The organism is Phyllobacterium ifriqiyense, assembly GCF_030817885.1.
Taxonomy (GTDB): Bacteria; Pseudomonadota; Alphaproteobacteria; order Rhizobiales; family Rhizobiaceae; genus Phyllobacterium; species Phyllobacterium ifriqiyense.
Genome location: NZ_JAUSZT010000001.1, coordinates 177067 through 190441 on the forward strand (window position 1 = coordinate 177067; position 13375 = coordinate 190441).

Here is a 13375-nt window from a genome sequence, read left to right on the forward strand (position 1 = left end):
CGACCTGCCGGTGGATGAACCAGTCATTTATCGCGTATAATATAAGTTGAGTTCATATATCAACTTATTGCCGCAGGATTGATGCTTTCTGCTGTAATTTGAATGTTTTTGGTCCGTTATTCAGCGTGGTGGTATCAGCTACGCTCTCGCTGCCATACGGCTGGTGTCACGCCGACCAAGCGCTTGAACACGCGCGTCAGATGCGCCTGATCAGAAAAACCGGTAGCTGAGGCAACATTCGTCAAAGAGGCATTTGATTTGCTCAACAGCAATTGTACTTTCCTGATGCGCGCACTCATTTGCCATTGATGCGGTGCAACGCCCGTGGACGCTTTGAACGCGTGGCTGAAATAGGATTGGGAAAGACCGGCCAGATCAGCAAGTTCCTGCAAGCGGATATTTCGCAGGCAATGTTCCTCGATATAAGTTGTGACGGCGCGCAGTTGCCGCGGCGATAATTGACTGCGTTGACGTTTCTTTATCTCGCCTATTTGAAAAAGTTCGACAAAAAGAGCCATCGTCAAACCATCGCCATAGAGAGCGTGGAGCGGTCGCTCGCTGACACATTCGTCAGCTATCAGCCGGGAAAGAGATGCTATTTTATCATTGGAGAACATGATGCGGGGGATGGAGAGCCTGTCGCCGATGAATTCATCGGCAAAACGCCGCCGCAAAGTACCTACGTCAAGATGCAGATCCAGGTGTCGCAAATATTGTACATTCTCAAGGTGCCCCCAAATGGGCAATCCTGCTGGAATGTAACTCATGGAATGCGGTGTACATGCTTGGCTGACCCACCGGATTGCCGGGTCAAGAGACAGGTTGAAATTGCCGGGACCGGACTTGTCGAGGATGACAAACAGGCGTGGGTCTTCGGAGACATATTCACCATTGGCGTCGGGATCACACCTGACAGACCAGACATCGGCGATCACGCCAGTCCAGGAACGCCACTTGAGTTCCTCAACCAGCGAAATACCCTCTACCCGGCTTGTCATGCGTGGATGGAATGTCATTTCGGCCCCTAGAGCAATTCCAGCAAAAGTGTGAAGCGGTTTTGCATCTGGAATTGCGTAGTTACAAAGATTTAGGTCGCTGTATCAAACAGCGAACTATTCGTCGGCAACGCCGCGTCGCCAGTAGGAAACGACCAAATGTTGCGTTCTTGCAAGCTTCAGATCTTTGCGCACATAATTGCGAATAGCTTTGAAGCCATTAAATTCACAACCTGACCATACAAATATCCGCTCGCCATTTGAAGGTAGCGCGACGGCTTTTACGGCATCCTGAAGCAATGTCATCGTTCCGGCTGCAGCACCGTTGCGATGCAGCCATTGCAGATCAAGGCTGCATCGAGAATTGAAAATTTGCTCGTCCGCAGAACTATCCACCTCGATGCGCGCAACAACTTTCACGTTCCGGGGCAACCGCTCAATGATCCGGCCAATGGCAGGCAAAGCCGTTTCATCGCCTGCCAGCAAATACCAATCCGCGTCATCAGCATCGCCGCCACCTGGGCCCGTCATACCGACGACATCGCCTTCAGCCGCACCCAGCGCCCATTCGGACCCCGGCGTGCCGTCATGTATCACCACATCAATATCAACCTCACCGCTTTCGGGGTTGATATCGCGAATGGTATAAACGCGGGAAATCAACTTGTGATCGCCTTCCGGCCAGACCGGGCGGCCATCCTCACCGGTTACAGGCCATTGCGGAACCTCTATGTCCGCCGGTGGAATAAGAATGCGGACATGCATGCCGCCATAGGCAAACCTCTGCATATCCTTGCCGCACAAGCGCACCCGCCTCATATTCGGGGAAATGCTCTTTGCCGATAGAACACGCATCTCGCGAAAATATGGCAACTGACTTCCTGCTGCACCATGACCAGCCCATATGATTTTGGGGTCTTCCTTACGCGCAAATTCGATAACATGGTCGGCGATGGCATACTTCATATATGCAAGGCCGGTTTCATCGACGCTTTCCGCGCGAAGCAACAAGGATTCTTCGTCGGCTTCGATTGTTGCTGTGCCGTAGCTTAACTCTATCTGGCCCGTGCGTTCCGTCCGCACAACATCGCCATGCTCAGCAAAGTGATCTGCCAATTGATTGAGATAGTGTAGCGGCGTGGGGAGATTGACCCGCGCGGTTGCTGTCAAACGGGTATTCTGCATTATAAATCCTGCCCGACCTCAGAGGGAAACAATCGTTTATGAGCGGGTTGACTAGCGTATATAATATGAGCGTTCAAGTCATATTATATACGAATTGCTCCAAACGGGCTTGCTACATTCGTTATATTTTCCGTCTCAATCGCTGAAATTATTTCAACCTTAAAACTTCATACTTGAAATAATTTTGAGCTGTGTCATGCTGCATAAAGTCAGATTGGAGAAGTCACAGTGGTCAAAGCAAAGCATGGCACGTCTGGAATTAACTTCGCCTCCAACAGTGGTGACCGATGAACGATACTGGCGCTTCGAAAACCGCACAACATACGGGCCTCGGCAACAAGGATCGGCTCCGTTTGTGGATCCGTTTGCTGCGCGCATCTAGAACAATTGAAAACGAATTACGCCTGCGGCTGAAATCTGCATTTGACATGACGCTGCCCCGCTTTGACGTGATGGCCGCGCTTAATCGCGAGCCTGAAGGCCTGCTGATGAGCGACCTTTCGCGCTTTCTGCTGGTCTCGAACGGCAACGTCACGGTGATCGTCGACAGGTTGGTAACGGACGGACTTGTGGTTCGATCCAGCCGCGAGGGTGATCGCCGCACATCGATTGTCAGATTGACCGATTCAGGTTTGACCCTCTTTCGGCAGATCGCAACGGAACACGAAAAATGGGTGGGTGAACTGCTTGGCGGCATTGGCGATGAAGACGCGCGCCATCTTGCTGTCATGCTCAAATCATTTCGCAGCAATTGGGAAACATGAACCAGGCAACATGACCGGACAAAGAAGCCGGGACATGACCGAAAGCAGGCAGGGGAAGCCGCAGAATGCTAGGACCGACAGCTCATACCGATACATTTACGCGGGATAATCTTCCGCCACCAGAACTGTGGCCGGAATTCTGTCTCGATGGATTTGACTATCCCGACTATCTCAATGCCGCGGTCGAGCTGACCGACCGCATGGTGGAAAAAGGCTTTGGTGACCGCACTGCCCTGATCGGCAATGGCCGCAGGCGTAGCTATCGGGAGCTTTCCGAGTGGACCAGCCAGTTGGCTCATGCGCTCGTTGCCAATTATGGTATAAAGCCGGGCAACCGGGTGTTAATCCGCTCTGCCAACAATCCTGCGATGGTGGCTTGCTGGCTTGCAGCCACCAAAGCCGGTGCCGTTGTCGTCAATACGATGCCCATGCTCCGTTCCGGAGAACTGACTAAAATCATCGATAAGGCAGAAATATCGCTGGCGCTTTGCGACACGCGCCTGATGGATGAGTTGATTGCCTGCGCCAAGGACAGCGTATTTCTCAAGCAAGTGATCGGCTTTGACGGCACCGCCAGCCATGACGCAGAGCTTGATCGCGCCGCCTTGGGCAAACCTCACGAATTTTCTGCCGTGCAGACCGGCCGGGACGACGTTGCATTGCTCGGGTTTACTTCGGGCACCACCGGTGTGCCAAAGGCCACCATGCATTTCCATCGCGATCTTCTTATCATCGCCGATGCCTATGCAAAGGAAGTGCTGGGTGTCACACCGGACGATGTATTCGTCGGTTCGCCACCTTTGGCCTTCACCTTCGGTCTCGGCGGTCTTGCAATCTTCCCGCTGCGGTTCGGAGCAGCTGCAACTTTGCTGGAGAATGCCACTCCACCCAATATGATCGAAATCATTGAAACTTATAAGGCAACAATAAGCTTCACCGCTCCAACGGCTTATCGAGCCATGCTGAAAGCTATGGATGAGGGAGCGGATCTTTCCTCCCTGCGAGTGGCTGTTTCGGCGGGCGAAACTCTTCCCGGCCCTGTCTTTGAAGAATGGACGAAAAAGACTGGCAGGCCGATTCTCGATGGCATTGGCGCTACGGAAATGTTGCACATTTTCATTTCCAATCGATTTGCCGACCTGATGCCCTCTTCGACCGGAAAGCCGGTGAGCGGCTATACCGCCCGGATCGTGGACAAGGACATGCGCGAGGTACCTCGGGGCACAATCGGCAAACTTGCAGTGCGCGGACCGACAGGATGCCGCTATATGGCCGACGACCGTCAGACCGAATATGTCCGCGACGGCTGGAACCTGACCGGCGACGCCTTTTATCAGGATGAGGACGGATTCTTCCACTTCGCGGCGCGCTCGGACGATATCATCCTGACAGCCGGCTATAATGTAGCCGGTCCCGAGGTGGAAGCGGCCCTGCTATCGCACCCTGAAGTTCTCGAATGCGCGGTCGTTGGCCAACCGGACAATGAGCGTGGGCAGATCGTCGAGGCATTCGTCGTTCTGATCGAGGGAACGACGCGGGATGATGCCACTATCAAGCGTTTGCAGGATTACGTGAAGACGCTGATTGCGCCCTATAAATATCCGCGTTCCGTGAAGTTTATTGACAGTCTACCAAAGACCCAGACCGGCAAAGTACAACGATTCAGGCTGAGAACAGGAGAGGCACCGTAAGGGCTCTTATCAGAGGTTGAACTCTGTCTGGAATTCTGGAAAGTTCGCTCACCGCTCCACGACCAAACAACAACAAATAACGGGAACACCTATAAAGGGGAATGATATGAAGAAAATTCTGGCAACCAGTATGTTAAGCCTTGCATTGGCCAGTGCTGCCTATGCGGAACCGGTGAAGATCGGCGTTATAACCACGCTCTCCGGTGGTGGAGCCGGTCTTGGTATCGACATGCGCGATGCCTTCACTCTGGCCATGAAGCAATCCGGAAACAAGGATATCGAACTTGTTATCGAGGACGATGCACAGAAGCCTGAAATTGCAGTGCAACTGGCAGAAAAAATGATCCAAAGCGACAAGGTTGACCTGCTGACAGGTATTATCTGGTCCAACCTTGCCATGGCCGTTGTGCCAAATACTGTTGCGCAGGATATTATCTATCTTTCGCCAAATGCCGGGCCCTCGGCACTGGCGGGCGCGAACTGCAACGCGAACTATTTCAACGTGGCCTATCAGAATGACAATTTTCATGAAGCCATGGGCCAGTACGCCAACAAGGACTACAAAAAGACCTTCATTCTTGCGCCCAACTATCCTGCAGGCAAGGATGCACTAACTGGTTTCAAACGCTTCTATAAGGGTGAACTTGCCGGCGAGGTTTATACCCAGGTTGGTCAGACTGATTATGCGGCTGAAATCGCACAGATCCGTGATTCAGGTGCCGACTCCGTATTCTTTTTCTTGCCCGGCGGCATGGGAATTTCCTTCATGAAGCAATATGCGCAATCCGGCGTCAAGACGCCTGTTATGGGACCGGGCTTCTCGTTCGACCAGGATGTGCTGGGGGCTATTGGCGATGCGGCGCTAGGTGTGAAGAATTCGGCGACATGGTCGAAAGATCTCGACAATGACGCCAATAAGAAGTTCGTCGAAGCCTTCAAGACTGAATATAAGCGCTTGCCTTCGATCTATGCGGCACAAAGCTGGGATACGGCAAACCTCATTCTTGCAGCCCTGTCGAAAGCCAGCGTAAAGGATAAGGATGCGTTCAAGGCAGCGCTCAAAGCGGCGGACTTCAAGTCGGTGCGCGGCAAGTTTGTGTTCAATAATAATAACCATCCGATCCAGAACGTCTATGTGCGCGAAGTGGTGAAGGAAGACGGCGTTTTGACCAACAAGATCGTGGCGACTGCCTTTGAAGACCACAAGGATGCTTACGCAGACAAGTGCAAGATGTAATCCGCATCTGCCACATTGAGCCCGCCGCGCTGCGGCGGGTGTCCTGTTTAACCCTGCGCTGAATCCGGGAACGCTGCCTTGTCCACTGCACTTCTCATCGAGCAACTTCTCAACGGGCTACAGCTCGGAGTGATGCTGTTCCTCATGGCGGCTGGCCTGACGCTGATTTTCGGCGTGATGGGGCTGATAAATCTCGCCCATGGCTCGCTTTATATGATCGGAGCTTTCGCTTGCGCGGTTGTAGCCTCGGCCACAGGTTCGTTTTGGCTGGGGCTCATTGCCAGTCTTGCCGCGGCAGCAGCGGCGGGCGCTATTATGGAAGTGGTGGTCATCAGGCGACTATACGACCGTGACCATCTCGATCAGGTCCTGGCGACTTTTGCGCTGATCCTGATCTTCTCGGAAGGATCGCGTTGGATTTTTGGATCCTTTCCGCTTTATCTGGATATTCCGCCCCTTCTGCAGGGAGCTGTTTCTCTGCCCGGAGGCGGGCAATATCAGCTTTACCGCCTTGCCATCATCGCGGTGGGCATTGCTGTCGCGCTTGGACTTTATCTCCTCATTTCGCGCACCAGGCTTGGTATGCGCATAAGAGCGGGCGAGTCTGACCGCGAGATGATCGCAGCGCTCGGAATTGATATCCAGACGCTCTATACCATCGTCTTTGCGCTTGGAGCGGCATTGGCCGGACTGGCAGGCGCATTGGTCGGTGCTTTGCAGTCAGTTCAGGTCGGCATGGGGGAGCCCGTTCTCATCCTCGCTTTCGTGGTCATCGTCATCGGTGGTATCGGCTCCATAAAGGGCGCACTGATTGGCGCTGTTCTTGTCGGCCTCATTGATACAATGGGGCGCTTTCTCTTGCCCAAGACTCTCGCACTGATCCTTCCCGCCGCACAGGCCGGAATGGTCGGTGGCGCACTCGCTTCCATGCTGATCTATATTGTCATGGCCCTGATCCTCGCATTCCGGCCGCGCGGCCTGTTTGCCGCGTAAGGATCACAAGCTCATGATCGCACGCGAAACCATCATTAATTTAGTTCTGGCAGTGATATTGCTGGCTGTCCCGCTGATCGCCATTGCTGTCGGCGAACCATTCTACGTCACACTATCGACCCGTGTTGCCATTCTGGCCCTTGCCGCTGTCGGATTGAATATAGCGCTTGGACTTGGCGGGCTGGTATCCTTCGGACATGCAGCCTTCTTTGGGATAGGCGGCTATGCGGCCGGTATTCTGGCCACCCACGCCTTCAACGCGGAACCCATGCTCTTTGGCTTTGAGGGCACCACTTCAATGCCATGGATATGGCTGATCGCGCTCACTGTCTGTGGACTGGTGGCACTGCCTATCGGCGCGATCAGTCTGCGTACTTCAGGCGTTTATTTCATCATGATCACTCTCGCTTTCGCGCAAATGATCTATTACTTCGCTATCTCATGGCCCGCCTATGGCGGCGAGGATGGCTTGTCCCTATCCGTTCGCAACTCATTTCCGCTGATCAATACGGCAAAGCCCCTGCCCTTTTTTCTCATCTGTTACGCATTGCTGCTTCTGGCGATGGGCCTATTTGCGCTCATCCGCGGCTCGCGTTTCGGTGCAGCGCTGCAAACAGCAAGGCAGAATGATACGCGGCTTGCTGCGGTTGGCATTGCACCTTTCAATATCAGGCTCATAGCCTTTATCATCTCGGCCATGGTAACCGGTCTGGCAGGCGCACTCTTTGCCGATCTGAACCGGTTTGCCAGCCCTTCAATGCTGTCATGGCACATGTCCGGCGAGTTGATTGTGCTTATTATCTTGGGCGGTAAAGGCAGGCTCTTTGGCCCTCTTGCCGGTGCCATGCTTTATGTTCTGTTCGAGTATACGCTCGGCGGCATTACAGAGAGATGGCAATTCTTTCTCGGCCTCATTCTACTTGGCGTAGTGCTTTTCGCGCGCGGCGGATTGCTTGGGCTTCTTGCAGGAAAGGCGCGTCATGGTTGAGCCCATCCTCGAAATTAGAGAGCTGCGCAAGAGCTTCGGTGCCTTGAAAGCGACCGATGGCGTGAGCCTTGATCTGCGCCCCGGCGAAATCCATGCCCTGATTGGACCCAATGGCGCTGGCAAGAGCACACTCATCCACCAGATATCCGGCTCCATCCGGCAGGATAGCGGCACGATCCGCTTTCTCGGCGAGGATATGGCAGGGCTCGGCATGCCCGAGCGCGCCCGTCGCGGCCTTGGTCGCAGTTTCCAGATATCGTCTCTTGCTCCAGAATTTTCCGCTTTACGCAATGTCATGCTGGCCGTGCAGGCGCGACAGGGCTCAAGCCTTCGTTTCTTCCGCCCCGTGATGGCTGACAAGAGTTTGACGGAGCCCGCCATGGCAATGCTGGAGCGCGTTGGCTTGGCCAAGCGTGCAAACCTGCCTGCGGCTGAACTATCCCACGGTGAACGCCGCCAGCTTGAAATTGCCATTGCGCTGGCACTCGGATCAAAGGCATTCCTTTTCGACGAGCCGATGGCGGGCATGGGTCCGGAAGGCTCCAAGGCCTTGACCGGATTTCTCGATGGCCTGCGCCATGAGGCACCGATCCTGCTCGTCGAACATGATATGGACGCCGTATTTGCCCTTGCCGACCGCATATCTGTTCTGGTTTACGGGCGCATTATCGCGTCGGGAACAGTTGATGACATTCGCAACGATCCCGAAGTGCGCCGGGCCTATCTCGGAGAAGCCGCATGACACTTCTCAGCATCAAAGGTCTTGAGACTTTCTATGGCGCTTCGCAGGCATTGTTCGGTGTTGATCTGGATGTGGAAGAAGGCGAAGTCGTCGCGCTGATGGGCCGCAATGGCATGGGTAAAACGACAACCATCAATTCGATCTTCGGTCTTGTCCGTGCGCGCTCCGGCGCTATCAGCTTTGCTAGCAAACAGGTAACCAGTCTGCGACCGCACAAGATAGCCCGGCTCGGGCTGGGACTGGTGCCGGAAGGCAGGCGCTGCTTTTCCAATCTGACAGTGCTTGAAAACCTTTTGGCTGCCGCAAGGGGCAATGAGTGGACTGTACAGAAAGTTGGCGAATTATTTCCGCGCCTGAATGAGCGCCGCGACCAGTTCGCCAATACATTGTCCGGCGGTGAGCAACAGATGCTCGCCATCGGCCGGGCGCTTATGACAAACCCCAGCTTGCTTGTGCTCGACGAGGCCACAGAGGGTCTGGCTCCGGTCATCCGGCAGGACATATGGGCAGCCATTAGAAAGCTGAAGGCTGCGGGACAGTCGATCCTTGTTGTCGATAAAACGCTGGCGGAGTTGCTGCCCGTGGCCGATCGTTGCTTTGTCTTGGAAAAAGGCACAACCGTCTTTGCCGGCACGCCCGAGCAACTCACTCCCGCGCTTCAAGATCGATATTTGGGCGTTTGACTGGCGCGTGAAATCGCGACCACGAATGTCATCTCATACAAATATATTTTAAGCTTGAAATTTATTTGTAACCGGTTCATTTTGGGTTTTAACGGATGACGAGAAGCGCAAACGCATAAGCGGGAAAGCATCGCCAGTCTTTTGGAGGAACAAGCATGCGGATTGTCTGTATTGGTGGCGGCCCTGCCGGCCTCTATTTTGCTCTTCTCATGAAGCGCCAGCATCCCGAACACCACATCACTGTCGTGGAGCGTAACCGTGCGTTTGCTACATTCGGCTGGGGGGTCGTTTTCTCCGATGCAACCATGCAATCAATGCACCAATGGGACCCGCAGACAGCCGAGACAATTGAAGTAGCATTCAATCATTGGGACGATATTGAACTGGTGTTCAAGGGCCGGAAGATTCGCACCAGCGGTCACGGTTTTGTCGGTATCGGCCGCAAGAAAATGCTGAACATCCTGCAGGATCGCTGCCTTGAACTTGGTGTGGAACTCCTCTTCGAAAAAGACGTGAATGGCGATGAGGAATTTCCGGACGCCGATCTGATTATCGCCTCTGATGGGGTGAATTCGCGCATTCGCACAAAATATACCGACATCTTCCGCCCCGATATGGTGGTTCGGCCCAATCGCTTTGTCTGGCTGGGGAACGGATAAGCGTTTTGACGCCTTCACCTTCGATTTCCAGAAAACCGAACATGGGTGGTTTCAGGCTCATATCTATCGGTTCGACGAGAACACATCCACCTTCATCGTTGAAACCACCGATGAAGTATTCAAGGCCCATGGCCTCGACAAGATGGATCAGGACGCATCCATTGCCTTTTGCGAAAAGCTGTTTGCCGAGACGCTTGATGGTCACAAATTAATGACCAATGCGCGCCATCTGCGCGGTTCCGCCTGGCTTAATTTTGGCCGCCTGATCTGCGAGAAATGGAGCCATTTTAACGGCAAAAGCCATGTCGTTCTCATGGGCGACAGCGCCCATACGGCCCATTTCGCCATTGGCTCTGGCACTAAACTTGCCATTGACGATGCTATCGAGCTTACCCGGCAATTTGATATTGCTGGCCATGACAAGGCCAATATTCCTGCGGTTCTAGCCGCCTATGAGGATGTGCGCCGTGTTGATGTCGCGCGCATCCAGAATGCCGCGCGCAATGCGATGGAATGGTTCGAGGTGGTCGGCACACGCTATGCGGATACTCTTGAACCAGAACAATTCATGTATTCCATGCTGACCCGCTCGCAGCGCATCAGCCACGAAAACCTGCGGCTGCGGGACAAGGACTGGCTGGAAGGTTTCGAGCGCTGGTTTGCAGAACGCGCGGGGGTCAACCCCTCGTCGAACGGTTCAGTACCCCCGCCTATGTTTACGCCGTTCAAAATTCGCGGCCTGACCCTGCATAATCGCATCATGGTATCGCCCATGGCGATGTATTCGGCCACTGATGGCCTGCCCAATGATTTCCATCTGGTGCATCTTGGCGCGCGTGCCATGGGTGGAGCAGCGCTGATTTTCCCGGAAATGACTTGCGTTTCCGCCGATGCGCGTATCACTCCGGGATGCCTTGGCCTTTGGAACGACGAACAGGAAACCGCATGGAAGCGGGTTGTTGACTTCGTGCACCAACAGACGTCAGCAAAGATCGGCATTCAGCTTGGCCATGCGGGCCGCAAGGGTTCCACCAAAGTTGCATGGGAAGGCATTGACCAGCCTGTCGCCGAGGGCGGCTGGCCTCTTATCTCTGCGTCAGCCCTGCCCTATCTGCAAAATTCCGATACGCCTCGCGCCATGACAAGGGATGATATGGATCGCGTTAAGGCAGATTTTGTGCAAGCAACGCAACGAGCACGTAATCTTGGTTTCGATATGCTCGAACTGCATGCAGCCCATGGCTACCTTCTATCGAGCTTTCTTTCACCCCTCACCAATCATCGTGAAGATGAGTATGGCGGCGACCACGCAGGTCGCGCACGTTTCCCGTTAGAAATATTTCACGCCATCCGGCAGGTTTGGCCTGAAGACAAGCCAATATCAGTGCGTCTTTCGACCAATGACTGGTTCGAAGGCGGTAATACGCCTGAAGATGCCGCAATCTTTGCGCAGATGTTCAAGAAGGCCGGAGCAGATATGATTGACTGCTCATCCGGTCAGGTGGTCAAGGAAGAACAGCCGGTCTATGGCCGCCTTTTCCAGACACCGTTCTCAGACAAAATCCGCAATGAGATTCAAATTCCTACAATTGCGGTTGGCGCAATTTCCGAAGCCGATCACGCCAATTCGATTATCGCCGCAGGACGTGCGGACCTATGCGCTGTGGCTCGTCCGCATCTGGCTGATCCATCCTTCGTCATGCATGAGGCTGCAAAGATCGGCTATGCCGATCAGCCTTGGCCCAAGCAATATTATTCGGCCAAGGCGCAATATGTGAATAATCTGGCCCGGGCAGCCAAGCCATGAGCCAAGCAAAGAAGCACGCATTCATCACAGGCGCTGGCACTGGCATCGGCCGGTCCATAGCTCTGACCTTAGCTGCGGAAGGTATGCGTGTAACGCTCGCCGGGCGGCGGCATACGCCGCTTACAGAGGTCAAAAACCTGATCGTCGATAAGGGCGGTGAAGCCTTGGTTCTTGACGGTTTCGATGTGACGGACGCTGCCTCAGTCGAGCAGAATATCGCAAAATCCATTTCTTTTGCGGGTGAAATCGGCGTGCTTGTTAACTGCGCCGGTGAAGCGCCCTCAGCACCTTTTGACAAGACAGACCTTGATCTTTGGAACAGGGTTCTCGGCGTAAATCTGACAGGCACATTTATCGTAACACAGGCGGCACTTTCCTCACTGCGCCTTTCCGGCAATGGCCGGATCATCAATATTGCCAGCACGGCAGGGCTAACCGGCTATCCTTATGTTTCGGCCTATTGTGCAGCCAAACATGGCGTGATTGGCCTGACACGATCGCTTGCGCTGGAACTGGCGCGAACCGACATCACGGTCAATGCCGTCTGCCCCGGCTTTACCGATACGCCCCTGCTCGACAATGCGGTGGAAATGATCAGTGGCAAAACCGGTCGTTCAATTGATGATGCCCGCGCCAGCCTTGCCCGTTCCAACCCGCAAGGCAGGCTCGTCACACCGCAGGAAGTCGCCGATACGGTGCTTTGGCTGGCATCTGAAAAAGCAAGCGCAATAACTGGCCAGGCAATCCCTGTTGCCGGCGGCGAAGTGATGGGAGGCTAAACCAGAATGAGCAATCCAATGCAGGATAAAAAGCGTCCCTTTAAGGATCACAAGGCCAAGCATTTTCTGTTTGAGACGGATGATGACGGCCGCGTTGCCACGATTACGCTCAATCGCCCGGAAAAGAAAAATCCTCTCACCTTTGAAAGCTACGAGGAATTGACCGAGCTGTTCCGCTCCCTTGCCCGCGCAAGCGATGTGCGCGCGGTGGTGCTAACCGGGGCAGACAATAACTTTTCTTCCGGCGGCGATGTCTTCGACATTATCGAACCGCTGACGCGCATGGCAATGCCAGACCTTCTGGATTTTACACGCATGACAGGGGATCTGGTGCGGCAGATCAGAGCTTGCCCGCAACCAATCATCGCTGCGGTGGATGGAATTTGCGCTGGAGCGGGAGCCATTCTCGCAATGGCTGCTGACTTCCGGATTGCCACGCCTGAAACGCGAACCGCTTTCCTGTTTACCCGTGTTGGACTTGCTGGTGCCGATATGGGGGCTTGCGGCATTCTTCCGCGCATTATCGGGCAAGGCCGCGCTAGCGAACTGCTCTTTACAGGCCGTGCGATGACGGCAAATGAAGGCCATGCCTGGGGCTTTTATAATGCCCTGCATGAGCGGCCCAACTTGCTTGGGGAAGCGCAGCGCTTTGCCCGCACAGTTGCGGATGGACCCTGGTTTGCCCATGCCATGACCAAAAAGATGCTGGATCAGGAATGGGCCATGGGCATTGATCAGCTCATTGAATCGGAGGCGCAAGCCCAAGCCATTTGCATGGCAACCGGTGATTTCCGCAGGGCTTTCGAAGCCTTTGCGGCCAAGACCAAACCTCAGTTCGAAGGGAACTAGCGG

At 54.3% G+C, this 13375-nt stretch carries 11 protein-coding genes and 1 pseudogene; 10 read left to right on the top strand and 2 right to left on the bottom strand.

All coding sequences use genetic code 11. The features are described from left to right. Positions 1 to 134 precede the first annotated feature (134 nt). Positions 135 to 1016, bottom strand: a complete 882-nt coding sequence (locus QFZ34_RS00785) for a helix-turn-helix domain-containing protein (RefSeq protein ID WP_115053373.1) — start codon at positions 1014 to 1016, stop codon at positions 135 to 137. Between the two features lie 96 nt (positions 1017 to 1112). Next, positions 1113 to 2180: a siderophore-interacting protein gene (locus QFZ34_RS00790; RefSeq protein ID WP_307275556.1), complete on the bottom strand. Its 1068-nt coding sequence runs from the start codon at positions 2178 to 2180 to the stop codon at positions 1113 to 1115. Positions 2181 to 2467: 287 nt separating this feature from the next. Between QFZ34_RS00790 and QFZ34_RS00795 the strand changes: the two genes are divergently transcribed. The 10 genes and pseudogenes from QFZ34_RS00795 to QFZ34_RS00840 all read left to right on the top strand — a co-directional run bounded on the left by QFZ34_RS00795 (position 2468) and on the right by QFZ34_RS00840 (position 13372). Then, positions 2468 to 2944: a MarR family winged helix-turn-helix transcriptional regulator gene (locus QFZ34_RS00795; protein ID WP_307275560.1), complete on the top strand. Its 477-nt coding sequence runs from the start codon at positions 2468 to 2470 to the stop codon at positions 2942 to 2944. A 65-nt stretch (positions 2945 to 3009) separates the two neighbouring features. Continuing rightward, entirely contained in the window at positions 3010 to 4635 is a 1626-nt protein-coding gene (locus QFZ34_RS00800) for an AMP-binding protein (protein ID WP_307275565.1), read from the top strand. A 106-nt stretch (positions 4636 to 4741) separates the two neighbouring features. Next, the gene (locus QFZ34_RS00805) at positions 4742 to 5872 is read left to right on the top strand and encodes an ABC transporter substrate-binding protein (protein ID WP_307275568.1); all 1131 of its coding nucleotides are present in this window, start codon (positions 4742 to 4744) and stop codon (positions 5870 to 5872) included. 78 nt (positions 5873 to 5950) lie between these two features. Further along, the gene (locus QFZ34_RS00810) at positions 5951 to 6865 is read left to right on the top strand and encodes a branched-chain amino acid ABC transporter permease (RefSeq protein WP_307275570.1); all 915 of its coding nucleotides are present in this window, start codon (positions 5951 to 5953) and stop codon (positions 6863 to 6865) included. Between the two features lie 13 nt (positions 6866 to 6878). Then, positions 6879 to 7853 carry a branched-chain amino acid ABC transporter permease gene (locus tag QFZ34_RS00815; RefSeq protein ID WP_307275574.1) on the top strand — a complete coding sequence of 325 codons (975 nt, stop codon included), beginning with the start codon at positions 6879 to 6881 and terminating at the stop codon, positions 7851 to 7853. Further along, complete coding sequence (locus QFZ34_RS00820; RefSeq protein ID WP_307275578.1) at positions 7846 to 8595, top strand: ABC transporter ATP-binding protein; 750 nt, start codon at positions 7846 to 7848, stop codon at positions 8593 to 8595. Before QFZ34_RS00815 ends, QFZ34_RS00820 begins: the two co-directional genes overlap by 8 nt. Then, on the top strand, positions 8592 to 9278 hold the full coding sequence (locus tag QFZ34_RS00825; RefSeq protein ID WP_307275580.1) for an ABC transporter ATP-binding protein: 687 nt from the start codon (positions 8592 to 8594) through the stop codon (positions 9276 to 9278). Before QFZ34_RS00820 ends, QFZ34_RS00825 begins: the two co-directional genes overlap by 4 nt. A gap of 155 nt (positions 9279 to 9433) precedes the next feature. After that, positions 9434 to 11744 (top strand): annotated as a pseudogene (locus QFZ34_RS00830) (bifunctional salicylyl-CoA 5-hydroxylase/oxidoreductase). Beyond that, the gene (locus QFZ34_RS00835; protein ID WP_307275583.1) at positions 11741 to 12523 is read left to right on the top strand and encodes an SDR family NAD(P)-dependent oxidoreductase; all 783 of its coding nucleotides are present in this window, start codon (positions 11741 to 11743) and stop codon (positions 12521 to 12523) included. The pseudogene QFZ34_RS00830 and the gene QFZ34_RS00835 overlap by 4 nt, the downstream one beginning before the upstream one ends. Positions 12524 to 12529: 6 nt before the next feature. Then, positions 12530 to 13372: an enoyl-CoA hydratase family protein gene (locus QFZ34_RS00840; RefSeq protein ID WP_307275586.1), complete on the top strand. Its 843-nt coding sequence runs from the start codon at positions 12530 to 12532 to the stop codon at positions 13370 to 13372. Positions 13373 to 13375: the final 3 nt, after the last annotated feature.